15 protein-coding genes are annotated in these 19,286 nt (G+C 60.5%); 13 read left to right on the top strand and 2 right to left on the bottom strand.

From position 1 onward, the window contains the following. Nucleotides 1–3: 3 nt before the first annotated feature. The 12 genes from GGE33_RS09200 (at nt 4) to GGE33_RS09145 (ending at nt 11,995) form a co-directional block, all read left to right on the top strand. Complete coding sequence (locus GGE33_RS09200; protein ID WP_183822590.1) at nt 4–234, top strand: hypothetical protein; 231 nt, start codon at nt 4–6, stop codon at nt 232–234. A gap of 107 nt (nt 235–341) precedes the next feature. Further along, complete coding sequence (locus tag GGE33_RS09195; protein WP_183822588.1) at nt 342–605, top strand: hypothetical protein; 264 nt, start codon at nt 342–344, stop codon at nt 603–605. Nucleotides 606–707: 102 nt separating this feature from the next. Continuing rightward, complete coding sequence (locus tag GGE33_RS09190; RefSeq protein ID WP_148145533.1) at nt 708–1,379, top strand: response regulator transcription factor; 672 nt, start codon at nt 708–710, stop codon at nt 1,377–1,379. A gap of 28 nt (nt 1,380–1,407) precedes the next feature. Beyond that, nucleotides 1,408–2,814: a sensor histidine kinase gene (locus tag GGE33_RS09185; protein ID WP_183822586.1), complete on the top strand. Its 1,407-nt coding sequence runs from the start codon at nt 1,408–1,410 to the stop codon at nt 2,812–2,814. A 228-nt stretch (nt 2,815–3,042) separates the two neighbouring features. Then, nucleotides 3,043–3,474 (top strand): hypothetical protein, encoded by a 432-nt coding sequence (locus GGE33_RS09180; RefSeq protein WP_183822584.1) that lies wholly within the window; start codon nt 3,043–3,045, stop codon nt 3,472–3,474. Nucleotides 3,475–3,668: 194 nt separating this feature from the next. Further along, nucleotides 3,669–4,850, top strand: coding sequence for a c-type cytochrome biogenesis protein CcmI (gene ccmI, locus GGE33_RS09175; RefSeq protein ID WP_183822582.1), 1,182 nt, complete (start codon nt 3,669–3,671; stop codon nt 4,848–4,850). Then, nucleotides 4,847–5,371 (top strand): cytochrome c maturation protein CcmE, encoded by a 525-nt coding sequence (ccmE, locus tag GGE33_RS09170; protein ID WP_183822580.1) that lies wholly within the window; start codon nt 4,847–4,849, stop codon nt 5,369–5,371. Before ccmI ends, ccmE begins: the two co-directional genes overlap by 4 nt. Next, nucleotides 5,368–7,356 carry a heme lyase CcmF/NrfE family subunit gene (locus GGE33_RS09165; protein WP_183822578.1) on the top strand — a complete coding sequence of 663 codons (1,989 nt, stop codon included), beginning with the start codon at nt 5,368–5,370 and terminating at the stop codon, nt 7,354–7,356. Before ccmE ends, GGE33_RS09165 begins: the two co-directional genes overlap by 4 nt. A gap of 140 nt (nt 7,357–7,496) precedes the next feature. Further along, nucleotides 7,497–7,952, top strand: a complete 456-nt coding sequence (locus GGE33_RS09160) for a cytochrome c-type biogenesis protein (RefSeq protein WP_343062446.1) — start codon at nt 7,497–7,499, stop codon at nt 7,950–7,952. A 166-nt stretch (nt 7,953–8,118) separates the two neighbouring features. After that, complete coding sequence (locus GGE33_RS09155; protein ID WP_183822574.1) at nt 8,119–9,693, top strand: Do family serine endopeptidase; 1,575 nt, start codon at nt 8,119–8,121, stop codon at nt 9,691–9,693. 119 nt (nt 9,694–9,812) lie between these two features. Then, nucleotides 9,813–10,571 carry a response regulator transcription factor gene (locus GGE33_RS09150; RefSeq protein WP_281388726.1) on the top strand — a complete coding sequence of 253 codons (759 nt, stop codon included), beginning with the start codon at nt 9,813–9,815 and terminating at the stop codon, nt 10,569–10,571. Next, nucleotides 10,571–11,995 (top strand): sensor histidine kinase, encoded by a 1,425-nt coding sequence (locus GGE33_RS09145; protein WP_183822572.1) that lies wholly within the window; start codon nt 10,571–10,573, stop codon nt 11,993–11,995. The genes GGE33_RS09150 and GGE33_RS09145 overlap by 1 nt, the downstream gene beginning before the upstream one ends. 168 nt (nt 11,996–12,163) lie before the next feature. Here GGE33_RS09145 and GGE33_RS09140 read toward each other — a convergent pair whose 3' ends face one another. After that, nucleotides 12,164–13,558, bottom strand: a complete 1,395-nt coding sequence (locus GGE33_RS09140; RefSeq protein WP_148145524.1) for a GntT/GntP/DsdX family permease — start codon at nt 13,556–13,558, stop codon at nt 12,164–12,166. A 234-nt stretch (nt 13,559–13,792) separates the two neighbouring features. Here GGE33_RS09140 and GGE33_RS09135 point away from each other — a divergent pair, with 234 nt between their 5' ends. After that, nucleotides 13,793–16,753 carry a bifunctional [glutamine synthetase] adenylyltransferase/[glutamine synthetase]-adenylyl-L-tyrosine phosphorylase gene (locus GGE33_RS09135; protein ID WP_183822570.1) on the top strand — a complete coding sequence of 987 codons (2,961 nt, stop codon included), beginning with the start codon at nt 13,793–13,795 and terminating at the stop codon, nt 16,751–16,753. Nucleotides 16,754–16,809: 56 nt separating this feature from the next. Here the strand turns inward: GGE33_RS09135 and GGE33_RS09130 are convergent, their stop codons facing one another. After that, entirely contained in the window at nt 16,810–19,155 is a 2,346-nt protein-coding gene (locus GGE33_RS09130; RefSeq protein ID WP_183822568.1) for a PAS domain-containing sensor histidine kinase, read from the bottom strand. Between the last annotated feature and the right edge of the window lie 131 nt (nt 19,156–19,286).

Raw genomic sequence — 19,286 nt, 5'->3', positions numbered from 1 at the left:
CAGATGGATTTGATGAAGAACTGGTATCAGTCGAAGACGATCTGGGGCGCCCTGATTGCTGTTGCGGCCTCCGCGCTACAGCTTGCTGGCCTTGAGATCGGGGCTGCGGATCAGGCGGAGCTGGCCGATATCGCAGTGACGCTTACGGGGGCGGCGGGTGGCCTTCTGGCGCTTTACGGACGCCTTGTGGCAACCGGCTCAATCGGTGGAAAAGCCCCCTCCAGGCCATCCTGAAGGGGAGGATTACGGAGCATTCATTTGCCATTCAGCCGTCATCCGATACATAATCCATAACATGCATTGGACATGACCTTTCGTCGGTTGAGTGGAAACAGGTAAACATGGCGCGACTGCCGATCATAGCGATTTTGGCTGCCGGCACTGCATTCGCAGCATTGCCTGGGAAGCCTGCGACTGCTCGAGACTATCTCGTTCTTGTTGCGGGCGACTGTGGCACAGCCGCCTCGCGCGTTGTCCGTGACACTGGTGGACAGCTTCTGTCGGCCCAGCCGTCCTCGGATGGCCAGACCTGCATTGTGACGGTCCTTGTGCAGGGCAATGGCAGCGAACGGCCGCGCAAGGTCACCGTCCGGGTGCCGATGTAGGCGAGGTATACTAGACATCAGCGCCTTTTTGGATCCGAAACCGGGTGCGGTTTTCGGGTTGATGCGCTAGATACTTGCAAGATTTTATGCAGGGGACGGTTCATGCGCATTCTCGTGGTCGAAGACGACGTCAATCTCAATCGCCAGCTTTCGGACGCATTGAAAGAATCCGGCTATGTCGTCGATACCGCATTCGACGGCGAGGAGGGTCATTTCCTTGGTGATACGGAACCTTACGACGCGGTGATTCTCGATATCGGCCTGCCTGAAATGGACGGCATCACGGTCGTTGAGAAATGGCGTTCCAACGGCAAGGGCATGCCGGTCTTGATGCTGACGGCGCGTGATCGCTGGAGCGACAAGGTGGCCGGCATAGACGCCGGTGCTGACGACTATGTGGCAAAACCCTTCCATGTCGAAGAGGTGCTGGCGCGAGTGCGGGCGCTGATCCGTCGCGCGGCTGGTCACTCGTCGTCAGAGATCGTCTGTGGCCCGGTACGCCTCGACACCAAGGCTTCCAAGGCAACGGTCGATGGCATTGCCCTGAAGCTGACCTCCCACGAATTCCGCCTTCTGTCCTATCTCATGCACCACATGGGCACGGTCGTATCGCGAACCGAACTGGTCGAGCATATGTATGACCAGGATTTCGATCGCGATTCCAACACGATCGAAGTGTTTGTCGGTCGACTGCGCAAGAAGATCGGTGTTGATCTGATCGAGACCGTGCGTGGGCTTGGCTACCGGATGCAAGCGCCGGCCGATGCCCAATAGTCTCCCCAAACAGCCTCCGAGCCTTGGCATGGGAGGATTTCGGTCACTCACCGCACGCGTGCTTCTGCTTGCGACCGCATGGTCTGCCGTAGCGCTGGTGGTGATCGCGATCGTCATCTCGCAGCTCTACCGGCAATCGTCGGAGCGGGCTTTTACCGATCTTCTGCGTGCGCAGCTCTATAACGTCATCAACTCGATGACGATTGGTGAGGACAACAAGCTTTCGGGCAATCCGCAACTCGGTGACCTGCGTTTCTCGCAGCCGGAGACTGGCTGGTACTGGATCATCGAGCCGCTCGGCACTTTCGCGGCGACACCGCTTTCTTCGTCTTCCCTCGGGACCTCGAACATCAAGGTGCCGACCATTCTGAGCGTGCCGTTCAACAATCGGTACGAACGGTTCTACCGCACCAATGATGCTTTCGGGAATACGGTGCTCGTGGCCGAGACCGAAGTGGTTCTCGACGGCGAAGGGCGTGCGGCGCGGTTTCGCGTTTCGGGAAATCTGGCCGTCGTGGAAGATGACGTGCACGGATTTTCGCGCAATCTCTATATCACGCTTGCCGTGTTCGGCGTTGGCAGCCTGATCGTCAATGGCCTGGCGATCCTTTTCGGCCTGTTGCCGTTGAAGGGCGCACGCCGTTCACTGGAGCGGGTGCGGCGCGGCGAAGTCGAACGACTGGAGGGACGTTTCCCTCGCGAAATCATGCCCTTGGCCAACGACATCAATGCGCTGATCGAAAGCAATCGGCGTATCGTGGAGCGTGCGCGCATGCAGGTGGGAAATCTTGCCCATTCGTTGAAAACACCGATTGCAGTGCTGCTCAACGAAGGGCGGCTGGGCGAGAAGGTGCCGTCCGATCTGGTGCGCTCCCAGGCCGAAGCGATGCAGACCCAGGTTCAGTCCTATCTCAATCGCGCCCGGATCGCGGCCCAGCGCGACTCGCTTCTCGCCAGAAGCGAGGCCGAACCGGTGATGGAGCGGTTGGTGCGCGTCATGCGCAGGTTGAACCCGGACACGAAGTTCCATCTTTCCGTTTCACCGCCGTCATTGGCGGTGGCGCTGGAACAGCAGGACCTTGAAGAGACGGTTGGCAATCTTCTGGAGAATGCCGCGCGTTTTGCCAAGACCGATATCTGGGTAGCGATCGCTCCGTCGTCTCCGCCGCCGGGTTCCGAAGGCGAGGCTGCCCGAAGGGCATGGGTAGAGCTGATTGTAGAGGATGATGGTCCCGGTCTCGAGCCGGAGCAGATCACCATAGCGATGAAACGCGGAAAACGGCTGGACGAAAGCAAGCCCGGTGCCGGTCTCGGCCTTTCGATCGTCAGTGAAATCGCCTCTGAATACAATGGTACTTTCAATCTGGACCGTGGTGCGCACGGAGGATTGCGAGCAAGACTTCTGCTGCCCGGCGTGACCCGTGACGCAGCCTGACGCCGCTCATGAAACCTGTGGCCAATGAGCAACTGCTAAAGACTTGCTGTCATATCTTCTGGACGATCGCATCGCCTGCTATATCATTGAAGTGAAAGGCGGACGAACAAGGCTCTGCAACGGTCTCGATCAACCTAGCCAGGGAATTATTTCCCAAGGCGGGCGGAGATGCTGATGTGAAGACCTCGTTTTCTGCCGAGCATGCAAGTCGGAGACCATAAGCAAGCGATGCGCCCCACGAGCTTTTCAACCGTGCTGTTGACCCTTTGCGGAATAGCTGTCGTTTCCGGCTGCACGTCGACGTCGCGTTCTGCGGCCGGTGCGCGAGGGCTCTTGTCTCCAAAGCCGTCTGCCTCGGCAGGCTATATTACCGCCCTGCAGGGCGGTATCGTTGGGCGTAGTGGTGCAGAGCTTTCATCCAGCGACCGCTCGCGCGCATTGGAAGCTGAATACCGTGCTCTGGAAGAGATGGCCGGCGGGCAGTCTGTTCAATGGAAGGGCGATAACGCCAACGGGACGGTCGTCGCCAACGCACCTTACCAGGTAGGCGCACAGAATTGCCGGCAATACCGGCACACGGTTACTGTCGACGGTCGGGACATACTCGCGAGAGGCGCCGCCTGCCGCAATTCCGACGGGACCTGGACGCCGCTCAACTGAATTCGTGTCGGATATGCCCGCACGGATTCGTGAATTTGATACAGGTCATAGTAGTCGATAGACATTCCCATCAGTCTTGAAACGTTCTAAAGACCTGGCCCGTGGCGTGGCCATGGGCCACGGAGATCTCTCAAATTCACGTCAACGGCATGGGACCGATTGGAATGTCACCGCCGTTGCAGTAATTGGCGAACATGATTTTATGGATCCTTCTTGCGCTCATGACGGCAATCGTCGCTGCAGCGCTGCTTTATCCGCTCTATCGGCGTCCCGAGGCCCTTGCGCCTGACAATGCCGGAGAGATCGAGGTCTATCGTGACCAGATGAAGGAACTCGACCGGGATCGTGCCGGCGGCCTGATCAGCGCCGAGGAAGCCGAATATGCGCGCGCCGAGATCGGTCGCCGGTTGCTGGCCGCTGCGGGTAAGGAAAATGTAGATGCTGCGGACGCGGTAAAGACGAGCGGATTACGCAGGATGGCGATCGGTATCGTGACTGTCGCGCCGCCTGCTATCGGGCTCTGTCTCTACGTCATGCTGGGCAGCCCAGGTTTGCCCGATCAGCCGCTGGAAGCGCGGCTGGCGAACCCAGGCAATGACATGTCGCTGCTGGTGGCGAAAGCCGAGCGGCATCTGGCGCAGAATCCGAACGATGGTTCCGGCTGGGATATTCTGGCTCCGATCTATTTCCGCACTGCACGGCTTGGGGACGCCGAACTTGCTTATCGAAATGCGATTCGCTTGATCGGACCCAGTGCGGCACGTCTGTCGGGCCTCGGCGAGACGCTGGTCGTTGCCAATGATGGTATCGTGACCGAGGACGCCCGCTCTGCCTTCGAGCAAGCGGTTCGGCTGGAGCCGGGTGATGTGCGCGCGCGCTTTTATGTTGGCGTGGCACAGGAACAGGCCGGCAAGGCGACTGACGCGAAAGCGACCTTCGAGGAGATCGCCAAGGCTTCGCCCCGAGATGCTCCGTGGATGGGCCTGATCAACGAACATATCGCCAAAAATGGCGGCACCGTTGCGGCACCTGCAGCGCCGCCTTCTCTGGGCGGCCCGAACGCTGATGATGTAGCCGCAGCGCAGGATATGTCGCAGGGTGATCGCCAGGACATGATCCGCGGCATGGTCGACAGCCTCGCATCAAAGCTGGAATCGGATCCGAACAATATCGAGGGCTGGCTGAGGCTGGTAAGATCCTACATGGTGCTCGGCGACAGGGAGAAGGCTGAAGCCGCCTTGAAGACCGGGCTGGAGCATTTCCCCGCCGATGGAAACGAGGGCAGACAATTGATCGCGCTCGCACAGGAAATAGGACTGTCGGCCGAAGGCGCGGCAAATCCGGGAGCCACCCCCAAGATGGGAGTAACCCAATGACGCGCAAGCAGAAACGATTGGCCGTAATCGCCGGCGGCATGAGCTTTATCATCATCGCCGTCTTCCTCGTGATGTTCGCCTTCTCGCAGTCCGTCGCTTACTTTTTCATGCCGGGCGATCTGGCCACGGCCAATCTGCAGCCTGGAACCCGCATCCGGCTCGGCGGTCTGGTGGAGGATGGATCGGTGAAGCGCGGGCAGGGGTCTACTGTGAGCTTCACCGTGACCGACGGCAAGGCGACCGTGCCTGTGAGCTATACCGGCATCCTTCCCGACCTGTTCCGCGAGGGGCAGGGGGTTGTCACCGAAGGTTCCTTCGATGCCGCGACGCATGCTTTCGTGGCTGACAGCGTGCTTGCCAAGCATGACGAGAACTACATGCCCAAGGAAGTTGCTGACCGGCTGAAAAAGGATGGTGTCTGGGAGGACGGAACCGGCAAGGGCATGGCGCCGGCCAAGGACGACCAGAGTAAGAAGGCTGGAGCCAAAAGCGGACAGGTTGTCGGGAGCACCACGCCATGATCGTCGAGATCGGCCATTTCGCGCTGGTACTGGCGCTTGCGACCGCAATCATCGTCTCGCTCCTGCCGCTGATCGGCGTGCATCGGCGTGACGCTAGCATGATGGCGGTGGCGACGACCGGTTCGCTCGTCATGTTCGGCCTCGTGGCGCTGTCATTCGCCGCGCTGACCTGGGCCTATGTCGTTTCCGATTTTTCGGTGAAGAACGTCTGGGAGAATTCCCATTCGCTGATGCCGCTGATCTACAAATATTCCGGCGTCTGGGGCAATCACGAGGGCTCGATGATGCTCTGGCTGCTGATCCTCGTTTTCTTCAGCGCGCTGGTCGCCGTCTTCGGCCGTAATATTCCCGAAACGCTGAAAGCCAATGTTCTGGCCGTGCAGGCCTGGATCAGCCTGGCCTTCCTGCTGTTCATCCTTCTGACCTCCAATCCGTTCCTGCGCCTCGATCCGGCGCCGGCTGAAGGGCAGGATTTGAACCCGATCCTGCAGGATTTCGGGCTCGCCATCCATCCGCCGCTTCTCTATCTCGGTTATGTCGGCTTTTCCGTCTGCTTCTCCTTTGCCGTGGCGGCGCTGATGGAAGGCCGCATCGATGCGGCATGGGCACGTTGGGTGCGCCCATGGACGCTCGCCGCATGGACCTTCCTGACCGCCGGCATCGCCATGGGCTCCTACTGGGCCTATTACGAACTCGGCTGGGGCGGCTGGTGGTTCTGGGATCCGGTCGAAAACGCCTCCTTCATGCCCTGGCTTGCCGGCACGGCCCTCCTGCATTCGGCACTGGTCATGGAAAAGCGCGAGGCCTTGAAAATCTGGACCGTGCTTCTCGCGATCATGACCTTTTCGCTATCGTTGCTCGGTACCTTCCTTGTGCGCTCCGGCGTGCTGACCTCGGTCCATGCGTTTGCCACCGATCCGTCGCGCGGTATCTTCATCCTCTGCATTCTGGCGATCTTTATCGGAGGAGCGTTCATGCTGTTTGCATGGCGAGCGCCGACCTTGAAGGCTGGTGGCCTGTTCGCGCCGATATCGCGAGAAGGTTCGCTGGTGCTGAACAACCTGATCCTGACGGTTTCGACTGCGACCGTCTTGACCGGAACGCTCTATCCGCTGGTGCTGGAAACCCTTACGGGTGAAAAAATCTCGGTTGGTGCACCGTTCTTCAACATGACCTTCGGCCTGTTGATGCTGCCGCTTCTGATCGCCGTGCCGCTCGGACCGATGCTTGCCTGGAAACGGGCTGATCTTTATGGGGCGCTGCAGCGGCTCTGGGTTTTCGCCGGCCTCGCGCTGCTTTTAGGCCTGCTGCTCTGGTATATGCAGAACGGCGGCCCGGTCCTTACGATCTTCGGACTGGCAATCGGTTGCTGGGGCATGCTCGGCGCGATCGCCGACCTTTGGTATCGCGGCAACTTCGGTAAACTGCCGGTGATGACCTCGCTGCGCCGCTTGAAAGGCCTGCCGCGCTCGGCCTGGGGCACGGCATTCGCCCATTTCGGCCTCGGCGTGACCGTTGTCGGTATTGTTGCCGCATCGGCTTTCAGCACCGAACATGTCGTCGAGATGAAGCAGGGGCAGACGGCGGACGCCGGCGGTTATTCGCTGACCTTCGACGGTTTTCGCGAAGCTGTCGGCCCGAACTTCACCGAGGAGCGGGGGCATTTTGCGGTGAGCTCCGGTGGCGCTGTGGTCTCCGATGTCTGGTCGTCCAAGCGGCTTTATACAGCGCGTCGCATGCCGACCACGGAAGCCGGCATCCTGACCTTCGGGCTTAGCCAGCTCTATGTCTCTCTCGGTGATCCTATGGATGGCGGTGGCATCGTCGTGCGCATCTGGTGGAAGCCTCTGATCCTGTGCATCTGGGGCGGCTGCCTGATCATGATGGTCGGTGGTTTCGTGTCTCTGTCGGATCGACGCTTGCGCGTGGGCGCACCGTCGAGGAAGGCCAAGCAGGTCAAGGCTGTGATGGAGCCGGCGGAATGAATTGTCAAAACCCCTCCCCAACCCCTCCCCACAAGGGGGAGGGGCTTTATGGCCCTGCCCTCGACTCTAGATCCGGGCAAGACGGTGCCACGGGTTTTCTCCCCCCTTGTGGGGGAGATGGCCGGCAGGCCAGAAGGGGAATTATCACCAAACTCCTGATCGCTCTTTTCCTCCTCCTCACCCCCATCCAAGCCTTCGCCGTCAATCCGGACGAGGTGTTGAAAGATCCGGCACTCGAACAGCGTGCGCGGCAGATTTCGGCGCAGTTGCGCTGCATGGTCTGCCAGAACCAGTCGATCGACGACAGCAATGCCGAGCTTGCCAAGGATCTGCGCGTGCTGGTTCGCCAGCGGCTGACCGATGGCGATACGGACAAACAGGTCGTAGATTACGTCGTGTCGCGTTACGGCGAGTTCGTGCTGCTCAATCCGCGGCTCAGCAGCAAGACGATCATTTTGTGGTCCATGCCGATCGGACTTCTGATCGCGGGTATTTTCGCTCTTGTCATTTTTGTCAGGAGCAGGCCTGCGCGGCGTCCTTCCGAGGTGTTAAGTGCCGAAGAGAAAGCCAAAATCGACGAACTGCTCGGCAAGTAGGTTTTGGACCACGGGCCGGATATTTCGAAATATTACGAACATTTCATGCTCTAGCCACCTGCAGTTAAGGTGACGACGCCTATATCTCTGTCATCGAACAACGGCGGGTTGCCCATCGGCAGCCTGACCAAGATTGAGTGACGAAGAGAAGAAGGTAGCTTTCACCATGACGTTTGGACGTCCCTCCCTCAAGACAGTGCTGAAGACCTCGACCGTTGCCGGCCTTGCCGCCGTCATGCTGTCCACCGGCATCTCAGGCCAGGTCATGTCCTCCTTTGCCGCTCCGGTTTCCGTGACAGCGCCGCAGGCACCTAGCTTCGCGGATGTCGTGTCTGCAGTTTCCCCCGCGGTCGTTTCGGTTCGTGTCCAGTCCGACGCACAGCCGGTCTCCGACGACAACAGCAATTTCTCCTTCAACTTCGGCGGCCGCGGCTTCGACCAGCTGCCGGATGATCATCCGCTGAAGCGTTTCTTCAAGGAATTCGGCGGCCAAGGTGGTCCCGGTGGCCCGGGCCCGGGCGCAGGCCCACGTGACCGCGCAGAGCGCGGTGGCCCCGGTGGGCCAAATCGTCCGCACCACCTGCGTCCGACTGCCCAGGGCTCCGGCTTCTTCATTTCCGAAGACGGTTACATCGTCACCAACAACCACGTCGTTTCCGATGGACAGGCCTATACGGTCGTGCTGAACGATGGCACCGAACTTGATGCCAAGCTGGTCGGCAAGGACAGCCGTACCGACCTAGCGCTCCTGAAGGTCGATGCGCCGGCCCGTAAGTTCACCTATGTCTCCTTTGCCGATGACAGCAAGGTTCGCGTCGGTGACTGGGTTGTCGCAGTTGGCAATCCGTTCGGCCTCGGCGGCACCGTGACTGCCGGTATCGTTTCGGCCCGTGGCCGTGACATCGGCTCCGGCCCATATGACGACTATATCCAGGTCGACGCAGCCGTGAACCGCGGCAACTCGGGCGGCCCGACTTTCGACCTGAACGGTCAGGTTGTCGGCATCAATACCGCGATCTTCTCGCCGTCGGGCGGCAATGTCGGTATCGCCTTCGCGATCCCTGCCTCCACCGCCAAGGACGTGATCGCCGACCTGATGAAGGACGGCAAGGTCGAGCGCGGTTGGCTCGGTGTGCAGATCCAGCCGGTAACGCAGGACATTGCCGACTCGCTCGGCCTGAAGGAAGCTTCCGGTGCGCTGGTCGTTGCTCCGCAGGAAGGCTCTCCGGGCCAGAAGGCAGGCATCAAGCAGGGTGACGTCGTTCAGGCGGTCAACGGCCAGCCGATCAAGGATGCCCGTGATCTCGCCCGCCGTGTCGCAGCCTTTACGCCGAATACCAAGGTCGATGTCGATCTGTGGCGCGACGGCAAGAAGCAGACCATTCCGGTGACGCTCGGCAACATGGCAAGCGATGAGGCTGCTTCCGCTGAGCCCACGCAGCCGGACGATCCGGCTCCGGCAAGCGAACAGGCGCTGGCAAGCCTCGGCATCACCGTTGCCCCGGCTGAGGACGGCTCCGGCCTTTCCGTGACCGATGTCGATCCGGACAGCGAAGCAGCCGCCCGCGGCCTGAAGAACGGCGAGAAGATTCTTTCGGTCAACAACAAGAAGGTCGAAAGCGCAGCCGATGTCGGCAAGGTTCTCGAACAGGCTAAGAAGGACGGTCGCACCCGTGCGCTCTTCCAGGTCGAGGCCGATGGTTCCAGCCGCTTCGTCGCTTTGCCGATCAACGAAGGCTGATGCCGCGCAACCATCTGAGTGACACTGCGGGGGTGGTACCTCCAGGCCCAACCGCAGGATCAAGCTCATCAAGGGGCGCCGCCGGAAACGTCGGCGCTCTTCTTGTAACGGAGACCAGCATGCAGACCTCGTCGTTTTCCTCGGTAAAGACAGAAGATTCCGATAGTGTAAATGTTTCCGCCGAGGCTATTGTCCCGCACATGAAGATTCTGGTTATCGAAGACGATCTCGAGGCGGCAGCCTACATGACAAAGGCCTTTCGCGAGGCCGGCATCATCGTGGACCACGCCAGCGACGGTGAAAGCGGCCTGTTCATGGGCTCGGAAAACTCCTACGACGTGATGGTCATCGACCGCATGTTGCCGCGCCGCGATGGCCTGTCGGTGATCAGCGAATTGCGCAAGCGCGGCGTCAACGCCCCGGTGCTGATCCTGTCCGCGCTCGGCCAGGTGGATGACCGCGTCACCGGCCTGCGCGCCGGCGGCGACGATTACCTTCCGAAACCCTACGCCTTTTCCGAGCTTCTGGCGCGTGTCGAAGTGCTCGGTCGCCGCAAGGGCACGCCGGAACAGGATATGGTCTACCGGGTCGGCGATCTGGAGCTCGATCGGCTTTCTCACGAGGTCAAGCGCGCCGGCAAGGATGTGCTGCTGCAGCCGCGTGAATTCCGCCTGCTCGAATACCTGATGAAGAATGCCGGTCAGGTCGTGACCCGCACCATGTTGCTCGAAAACGTCTGGGACTATCACTTCGACCCGCAGACGAATGTCATTGACGTGCATGTCTCGCGCCTGCGCTCCAAGATCGAGAAGGACTTCGACAAGCCATTGTTGAAGACCATCCGCGGCGCCGGCTACATGATCAAGGACGAGGGGTAATGCTTTCCCGCATCGCCAAGCGCGCCCGCCTCATGTTCCGCTCGACGGCCGTGAGGCTGTCGGCGCTGTATATCCTCCTGTTCGCGATCTGCGCCGGGTTTCTCGTCATCTATGTGACGGCGCTTTCGGAAAAGACGCTGGTACAGCAGACACGCCAGACGATTACCGAGGAAGTCGCCGATATCCAGCGCGCCTATGAACGCGGCGGGGTGAACCTTCTCCTGCGCATCATGGAGCGCCGCGCCCGCCAGCCGGGCGCAAATCTCTATGTCATCGCCGGACCGAACGGCGAGATGCTGGCCGGCAATGTCTCCTCCGTCCAGCCTGGCGTGCTCGACCAGGAAGGCTGGACGAATATGCCTTTCTCCTACGAACCCTATGCCGAGATCGGCGGTTCGCGCAAACATCTCGCCATCGCCAATGTCCTGCGCGTCGATAACGGATTGCGGGTGATGATCGGTCGCGATCTCGGTGACCCGAGCCGTTTCCGTTATATCGTGCGGCAGGCGCTGATGGTGGCGCTGGCGATCATGGGACTGGGCGCACTGGTCATCTGGTTTGGTATCGGCCGCAATGCGCTGAAGCGCATCGACCGCATGTCGGCTGCGAGCCAGAAAATCATGGCCGGCGACCTGTCTCAGCGACTTCCCGTCGGCCGCTCCGGTGACGAGTTCGACCGGCTGTCGGGATCGCTGAACGCCATGCTAGGCCGGATCGAAAAGCTGAACGAAGGCCTGCGGCAGGTTTCCGACAATATCGCCCATGACCTGAAGACGCCGCTGACACGGCTGCGTAACAAGGCTGCCGACGCTCTGGGCGAGGATGATGAAGATGCGCGGCGGGCGGCGCTTGAAGGCATCATTGCCGAATCCGACCAGTTGATCCGCACCTTCAACGCGCTGCTGATGATCTCCCGTGTTGAGGCCGGATCAATCGCGGCGGAGATGTCGAGCGTCGATCTCTCTGCCGTTTCCGCCGACAGCGCCGAGCTTTACGAGCCTGTCGCAGAAGAGGCGGGCATAACACTGATCACCGGGATCAACCCAGGCATCTCCGTCAACGGCAACCGCGAACTGATCGGCCAGGCGATGTTCAATCTGCTCGACAACGCGATCAAATATGCCAGCGAAGGCAGCGAGACGCCGGTGATACGGGTGAAACTGTCTTCCGAGGCGGGTGAGGTTAGGCTTGCCGTTAGCGACAACGGCCCAGGGGTGCCGGCCGACAAACGCGGTGAGGTGACCAAGCGTTTCTTCCGGTTGGATGCCAGCCGTTCCAAGCCGGGAACAGGCCTTGGCCTGTCGCTGGTCGAGGCGGTGATGGAGCTGCATGGCGGCAGGCTGGAGCTTTCCGCCACGGACGAAGCGAAGACGGAGACTCCGGGCCTGACGGTGACGATGGTGTTTCCGGTGGTGAAGGGGTGAGAGGGTAATAAAGACCCCTCCCAAACCCTCCCCACAAGGGGGAGGGCTTAACCCGGCCTTACTGTTGAAGGATGATTGAGGCAGGTGGTTGCAGCGGTTTTTCTCCCCCTTGTGGGGGAGATGGCCGGCAGGCCAGAGGGGGACGTCCTCCCCATCATCTGTGGCCGGTCACACCAGCGGCGGCGCCAGGTTCATCAGTAGCACCATCACCAGCCCGACCACCGAGACGATCGACTGGATGATCGAGATGGTTGCTGTTGCTTCACCCATCGTCATGCCGAAGGATTCCTTCACCAGCCAGAAACCTGCATGGTTGGCATAATTGAAGAACAGCGAGCCGCAGCCGACTGAGAGCGCCAGGAGCGAGGCATTGAGCGACGGGTCATGTCCGACAAGCGGCGCGAGCAGTCCCGATGCGCCAACGATGCCGACCGTGGCGGACCCTGTCGAGACCGAGAGCAGCATCGAGATGATCCAGCCGAGAAGCAGCGGCGAAAGCGAGAACTGCTGGCTCAGATGCATGATCGCATCCCCGACTTTCGCATCTCCCAGAACATGCTGGAACGCCCCGCCGCCCGCAATGATCAGCAGAACATTGGCGATCGGCTTGACGCTGGCGGACAGCTGCGTGCGCAGAAGCTCGCTGTTGCCGCCGCGGCTGATGATCAGGGTCCAGGCGGCAAACAGCACGCCGACCAGCATGGCGATGCCCGGATCGCCGAGGAAATCGGTGATCGACAGCAGCGTTGAACCCTTCGGCAGGAGAAGTTCGGCAATCGCATGGAAAAGCATCAGCAGCGCCGGCAGAAGCGCTGTCAGCAGGCTGAGACCGAGGCTAGGCGGTGCCTGGCCCGTCGATGCGCCCTCCGCTGCGTCCTGCGAGAACTGGTCGATCAGCCCCTGATCTGGCTTGACCTTGAGGCGCGGGGTAACGATCGCGCCATAGACCGGTCCGCCAAGGATGATTGCCGGAATGGCGGCGATGAAACCGTAGAGCATGGTCGCGCCGATATTGGCGTTGAGCGAGGCGATCGCCGTCAGCGGGCCGGGATGCGGCGGCACCATGCCGTGCATCGACGCAAGTGCGGCAATGACCGGAACGCCGACATAGACATAGGCCGAGCCCTTGATGCTCCCGGTCTCGTCAAGCTTGCGCGCAACGCTGAAGATCAGCGGCAGAAGCACGACGAGGCCGACTTCGAAAAACATCGGAATGCCGATGATGAAGGCGGCACCCGCCATTGCCCAGGGCAGCATGCGGGTTGAGGTTCTGGTGATGATGAGATTGGCAATGCTTTCAGTCACGCCGCCGGCGGCCAGGATGCGGCCGAGCATGGCGCCGAGCGCCACGACGAGGCCGACAGCGCCGAGCGTGTGGCCGGCACCGGCCTCGATCGACTTGATCAGCTTTTCGCCCGGCATGCCGGTGACAAGGCCGACGCCGATGGAGGTGATGATCAGCGCCAGGAGCGGATGCAGCCGGATGCGCGATACGATCAGCACGACGAGGAAAATCACGCTGCCGAGCGCTGTCGCAAGAAGCGCGATGTCTGAGGAATTCATGGTTTCTCCCGAGGGTGTACGCGGGAGCGCAAGGCAATTCGGATGACTCCACGCAACCGAAGAGCGGGAAGCGACCCGCTAAGGCATGGAGTACGAAAGTCTCCAAATAGATAGCGCCCTAATTAGATTGCGTCACTTGATAAACCGCAATCGTTCATGGGTTGTGGTTTCCCCTCATTCCGGTTTGTCTTCTCCGTCTGCGCAAACTAAAAGCTGCATGAGGGAGGAAACGGCATGAAAAGCGTAAAACGGCTCGATACCGTATCAGCGGATGTCATCCGTCCCCTATCTCAGGCGGAAGCTAAGACTGCTCTGGCGGCGCTGAAAGATATTGGAAAATCCGAGGCTTCCGTTGCGCAAATGTTGAAAGAAGGCGGCGCGCTGAAGGATTTTCTCGTCGCGGCATTCAGCCTGTCGCCCTATCTGCGCGACACGGCTTCGGTATCTCCCTCATTTCTGGCGCAGGCTATCGGCGAGCCGGTAGAGCCGGCGCTGTCTTCCCTCATCGACAAGGCGCGGAGTGCGTGGCGGCCGGTTGACGGAAAAATCCCGTCCGAGGGCGAGGTCATGACCGTGCTTCGGTCGGCCAAGCGCGCCTTCAGCTTCATCCTGGCACTGGCAGATCTCGCCCGCATCTTCTCTGCGAAGGAGACGACCTGCTGGCTGAGCGAATTTGCGCAAGCCTCCGTTGCCTCCGCGGTCGACCATCTCCTGCTCGCGACCCATGAGAGCGGCAAGCTCAAGCTTGTCGATCCGGAAGAGCCGAGCCGTGGCTCGGGCCTCATCGTGCTCGGCATGGGCAAGCTCGGCGGGCGCGAACTCAACTATTCCTCCGATATCGATATCGTCGTTTTTTTCGATCCGGAGGTGGGCATTCTTGCCGATCCGCTCGATCCGTCGGAGATCTATGGCCGGATGATGCGCCGGCTGATCCGTATCCTGCAGGACCGCACGGCCGATGGCTACGTTTTCCGAACCGACCTGAGGCTGCGGCCTGACCCCGGCTCGACGCCGCTCGCCGTCTCCATGGATGCAGCCCTGATCTACTACGAGGGCAGGGGACAGAACTGGGAGCGTGCCGCCTACATCAAGGCGCGTCCGGTGGCGGGTGACATGGCTGCCGGCGATAATTTCCTGAAACTGCTGACGCCCTTCGTCTTCCGCAAATATCTCGATTATGCGGCGATCGCAGACATTCATTCAATCAAGCGCCAGATCCATGTCCACAAGGGCCATGGGGCGATCGCAGTAAAGGGCCACGACGTCAAGCTTGGCCGCGGCGGCATCCGCGAGATCGAATTTTTCGCCCAGACGCAGCAGCTGATCGCCGGCGGTCGCATGCCGGCGTTGAGGACGCGCGAGACGGAAGTAGCACTTGGGGCGCTGGCTGAGGCGAAGTGGATCAAGCCGGAGATCGCCACGGCGCTGACCGAGGCCTACTGGTTCTTGCGCGATGTCGAGCATCGCATCCAGATGGTGCATGACGAGCAGACACATCGCCTGCCGGACAGCAATGCGGAACTAAAGCGCATCGCCTTCATGCTCGGCTTTGCCGATGTCGCAGCCTTTTCCGCGCGGCTGGAAAGCACCCTGAAGACGGTCGAGAGACGTTATTCCCGGCTGTTCGAGCAGGAGGAGGGGCTTTCAGGGGGCGAAGGTAATCTTGTTTTCACCGGCCAGAAGGACGATCCCGATACGCTGAAGACGCTGGCTGAACTCGGCTATGAGCGGCCCGCCGACATGTCGCGGATGATCCGCACCTGGCATTCCGGTCGTTATCGCGCGACGCAATCCGTCGAGGCGCGCGAGCGGCTGACGGAGATGATGCCGGCTTTGCTCAAGGCCTTTGGCGAGAGCCGGCGTGCCGACGAGGCGCTGCTGCGGTTCGACAGCTTTTTGAAGGCGCTGCCGGCTGGCATCCAGCTTTTCTCGCTGATCGGCAAGAACCCACCGCTTCTCTCCCTCATCGTCACCATCATGGCGTCTGCTCCGCGCCTCGCCGATATCATCGCCTCGAAGCCGCATGTCTTCGATGGCATGCTCGATCCCGGCCTGATGTCGGAAGTGCCGACACGCGACTATCTGTCGAAGCGGCTGGACACGTTTCTCTCGGGCTCGCGCCACTACGAGGACAGGCTGGATCGGTTGCGCATCTTTGCCGCCGAGCAGCGTTTCCTGATCGGTATCAGGTTGCTCACCGCAGCGATCTCCGGCGACGATGCCGGCCGCGCCTTCACTCATCTGGCAGATCTGTTGATCGATGCTGCGCTGACAGCGGTGAAAGGCGAGATCGAGACCGCGCATGGCACCTATCCGGGCGGCCGGGTGGCCGTGATGGGCATGGGCAAGCTCGGCTCGTTCGAGCTGACGGCCGGATCGGATGTCGATCTCATCCTGCTCTATGACTATGACAGCGAGGCTTTCGAAAGCCTTGGTCCGAAGCCGCTCGACGCCCAGCGCTATTTCACCCGACTGACGCAGAGATTGATCGCGGCCCTTTCCGCGCCGATGGCGGAGGGTGTTGTCTTCGAGGTCGACCTGCGCCTGCGCCCCTCCGGCAACAAGGGGCCAGTCGCCTCCCGCATCATCGCTTTCGGCAAATATCAGCGAGAAGAGGCCTGGACCTGGGAGCATATGGCGCTCACCCGCGCACGCATCGTCTGTGGCGACGAGAGCCTTGGTAATGAGGCAAAGGCGATCATAAGCGAGGTTCTGGCGACCAAGCCGGACGTGAAGAAGATCACGACGGACGTGGCCGAGATGCGGGCGCTGATCGCGGAAGAGAAGCCGCCGCGCGATATCTGGGACTTCAAGCTCATTCCTGGCGGATTGATCGATATTGAGTTCATCGCCCAATACCTGCGGCTGATCGCGCCGACGCGGGCAGGGAGCAAGGATCTACTGGTCGACACCTATGGCCTGTCGACTGCGCAAGCACTGAAGGCACTGGGCGAAGACCTGCCTGAACGCGCCGATCTCGATACATGCCTTGAAGCCTTGCGTCTGTTCACCGAACTCTCGCAGATCATCCGCCTCTGCGTGGATGGTCCTTTCGATGCCAAGGATGCACCCACGGGCCTTGTCGAGCGGATCTGCCGCGCAGGAGACTGCCCCGATCTCTTGACGCTGGAGGGAGAGGTGAAGCGGTTATCGGGTGAGGTCCGGGGAGTGTTTGAACGGGTTATGAAAAGGTGAGGTAGGGTGAGGGGCTTTCGCCAAGGTGAATGCGGCGAAGGTCAGTTGTGATCGCCTTACGCCGCCCTTTTCCGTGCTTCCACGAAAGGCCGGTCGGGAATGAACAGCGACACGGCGGTGCCTTTGCCGCATTTCGAGCGGATACGCATCCTGCCGCCATGCAGCGCCACCAGCGAGCGGGAGATGGCAAGCCCGAGGCCCGAACCGCCCTTGCTCTTGGCATACTGACTCTGCACCTGTTCGAAGGGCTGGCCGATCTTCGGCATTGCATCCTTGGGGATCCCGATGCCGCTGTCGGCGATCGTCAGCATCAGGCCTTTTTCCATTCGGTGAGCGCGCAACTCGATACTGCCGCCTTCGTCGGTGAATTTAACGGCGTTGGAGAGGAGATTGAGCATCACCTGCTTCAGCGCGCGTCTATCACCGACCATGTCGAGTACTTCGGGTAGCCGTTGATGGATCGTGATCTGCTTGTCCTGGGCGGAGATAGAGGTCAGGCGCAGGCTCTCTTCGACCAGGGGCACGAGATCGATCTTGTCCGCCTGGATGCGCATGTGGCCGGCTTCGATCTTCGACATGTCGAGAATGTCGTTGATGACGTTCAGCAGGTGCTTGCCGCTGTCGTGAATGTCCTTGGAATATTCGCCGTATTTCGGCGAGCCGAGCGGGCCGAACATGCCGTTCATCAGGATTTCGGAGAAGCCGAGAATGGCGTTGAGCGGCGTGCGCAGCTCGTGGCTCATATTGGCGAGGAATTCTGACTTCGCCTGGTTGGCGGCCTCCGCGCGTTCCTTTTCCGCCTGATAGTTGGCATTGGCGACGGAAAGTTCTGCTTTCTGCTTTTCCAGCGTCTTTTGCGAGGCTGAAAGGTCCCCAATCGTTGCCATCAGGCGGCGCTCGCTGTGGCGCAGGCGATCCTGGTGGCGCTTGAGAAGCGTGATATCGGTGCCGACAGAAACCGTGCCGCCGTCGCGGGTGCGGCGCTCGTTGATCTGCAGCCAGCGTTCGTCGGCAAGCTGAACCTCGGTGGTGCGGGAGAAACCGCTGCCATCCGCATCTGCGATGCGACGCTCGATCACCGGCCGTGCCGCTGCTGCATTGACCGTAGTACGCTCGGTTCCCGGCACCAGCACACTTTCAGGCAATCCGTAAGCTTGCTGGAAGTGGGTGTTGCACATCACGAGACGGTCGTTCTTGTCCCACAGCACGAAGGCTTCGGACGTGCATTCGATCGCGTCAGCGAGGCGCTGATCGGCCTCGGCATAACGTTGTGCCAGACGGTGCTGTTCGGTGACGTCCATGGCGATGCCGATCACGTGGATACGACCGGAAGCGTTGCGAATGACCTGTGCCCGTGCGCGCATCCAGACATAATGTCCCGCCGCGTGGCGCATGCGGAATACCTGGTCGACCTGCTTGGCATTGCCGCGGCCGATGGCACGCGCGAGAGCGTAGATATTACCGTCCGACGGATGCATCATCCTTGCGGCATCGGAAAACGACATGATGCTGCCGGCAGCAGGCAGGCCAAGCATTTCGTACATCGAACCGGACCAGAAGAGCCTGCGATTGGCAACATCGAAATCCCAAAGTCCGCAACGCCCATGAGACAATGCGGCTTCGATCCGTAGATTGGATTCAGCAAAGATCTCGTCGGCGTCGTGCGCACGCCTAACCTGCGTGTAATAGGCATAAAGGATGACGAGAAGAATGGCGGAAATGCCGGTAAAGAGAGTGACGTTGAGCGAGATCTCGCCACGCAGGAAATTGTTCGTGGTGTCGAGCGAATGCGCCGAGACGATCAGAGCGCCGTCATCACCGATCGGCTGAATGGCAGCATAGTGCGGAATGTCGCCGAGATAGGTCTCGATCACGCCGCCGAAGCGCCGAAGTGTTGCGGTCTCGGGCAGAAGCGAAGCAAGGCGGCGGCCGATATAGGCGGAAGAGGCTCCTTTCGAGCCACCGAAAACGACACCGGACTTGTCGATGAACAGCGTGAAGGAACCATGCGGCTGTGGATCGGAAGAGAGATAGGATGAAAGCCGTGCTTCGGCGGCAGCGCGGTTGGCCTGGGCGAAAAGGGTTTCCTGGCCGGTGAAAATCGCCTGGGTGGTTGCTGCCATCAGCGCAGTCGATTGCCGGGCGGCATCTTCCATACGGCTGTTCTCGCCCATGATGCCGAGAATGCGCGACGCTGCCACGACCATAAGGAATGCGATGATGAGAAGGGGAATGGATCGCTTAAGCACCAGTTCCACCTTCGGCGTTTGACGTGCGATCGGCTTGACCGCGAAATTGCTGTCTTTCGAAAGCGCTTTCTGCAGGCCCGAAACCTTCGGAAATTTAGGGCGCAGCCAAGCGCCGGCCGCGGTTTCCCGCTGCACGTCCGATACCGTATTCATCTAGTCCCTCGTGATGATCCGGTACGCCGCCCGTCCGAATCTACCCTAATGAATCATAGAGTGATTCTTCGTGTCCAGAGGGTTGGTAATATTTTGTTAACTATTTGAAAAATGCTAGAATTTGCAGGTTT

It is taken from the genome of Aliirhizobium cellulosilyticum (assembly GCF_014198105.1).
Taxonomy (GTDB): domain Bacteria; phylum Pseudomonadota; class Alphaproteobacteria; order Rhizobiales; family Rhizobiaceae; genus Neorhizobium; species Neorhizobium cellulosilyticum.
This window is presented reverse-complemented; position numbering and strand designations above follow the sequence as displayed.

Coding starts and splice junctions, on each gene's coding strand:
- GGE33_RS09200 (WP_183822590.1), top strand. CDS start 4: ATGGATTTGATGAAGAACTGGTATCAGTCGAAGACGATCTGGGGCGCC.
- GGE33_RS09195 (WP_183822588.1), top strand. CDS start 342: ATGGCGCGACTGCCGATCATAGCGATTTTGGCTGCCGGCACTGCATTC.
- GGE33_RS09190 (WP_148145533.1), top strand. CDS start 708: ATGCGCATTCTCGTGGTCGAAGACGACGTCAATCTCAATCGCCAGCTT.
- GGE33_RS09185 (WP_183822586.1), top strand. CDS start 1,408: ATGGGAGGATTTCGGTCACTCACCGCACGCGTGCTTCTGCTTGCGACC.
- GGE33_RS09180 (WP_183822584.1), top strand. CDS start 3,043: ATGCGCCCCACGAGCTTTTCAACCGTGCTGTTGACCCTTTGCGGAATA.
- ccmI (WP_183822582.1), top strand. CDS start 3,669: ATGATTTTATGGATCCTTCTTGCGCTCATGACGGCAATCGTCGCTGCA.
- ccmE (WP_183822580.1), top strand. CDS start 4,847: ATGACGCGCAAGCAGAAACGATTGGCCGTAATCGCCGGCGGCATGAGC.
- GGE33_RS09165 (WP_183822578.1), top strand. CDS start 5,368: ATGATCGTCGAGATCGGCCATTTCGCGCTGGTACTGGCGCTTGCGACC.
- GGE33_RS09155 (WP_183822574.1), top strand. CDS start 8,119: ATGACGTTTGGACGTCCCTCCCTCAAGACAGTGCTGAAGACCTCGACC.
- GGE33_RS09150 (WP_281388726.1), top strand. CDS start 9,813: ATGCAGACCTCGTCGTTTTCCTCGGTAAAGACAGAAGATTCCGATAGT.
- GGE33_RS09145 (WP_183822572.1), top strand. CDS start 10,571: ATGCTTTCCCGCATCGCCAAGCGCGCCCGCCTCATGTTCCGCTCGACG.
- GGE33_RS09140 (WP_148145524.1), bottom strand. CDS start 13,558: ATGAATTCCTCAGACATCGCGCTTCTTGCGACAGCGCTCGGCAGCGTG.
- GGE33_RS09135 (WP_183822570.1), top strand. CDS start 13,793: ATGAAAAGCGTAAAACGGCTCGATACCGTATCAGCGGATGTCATCCGT.
- GGE33_RS09130 (WP_183822568.1), bottom strand. CDS start 19,155: ATGAATACGGTATCGGACGTGCAGCGGGAAACCGCGGCCGGCGCTTGG.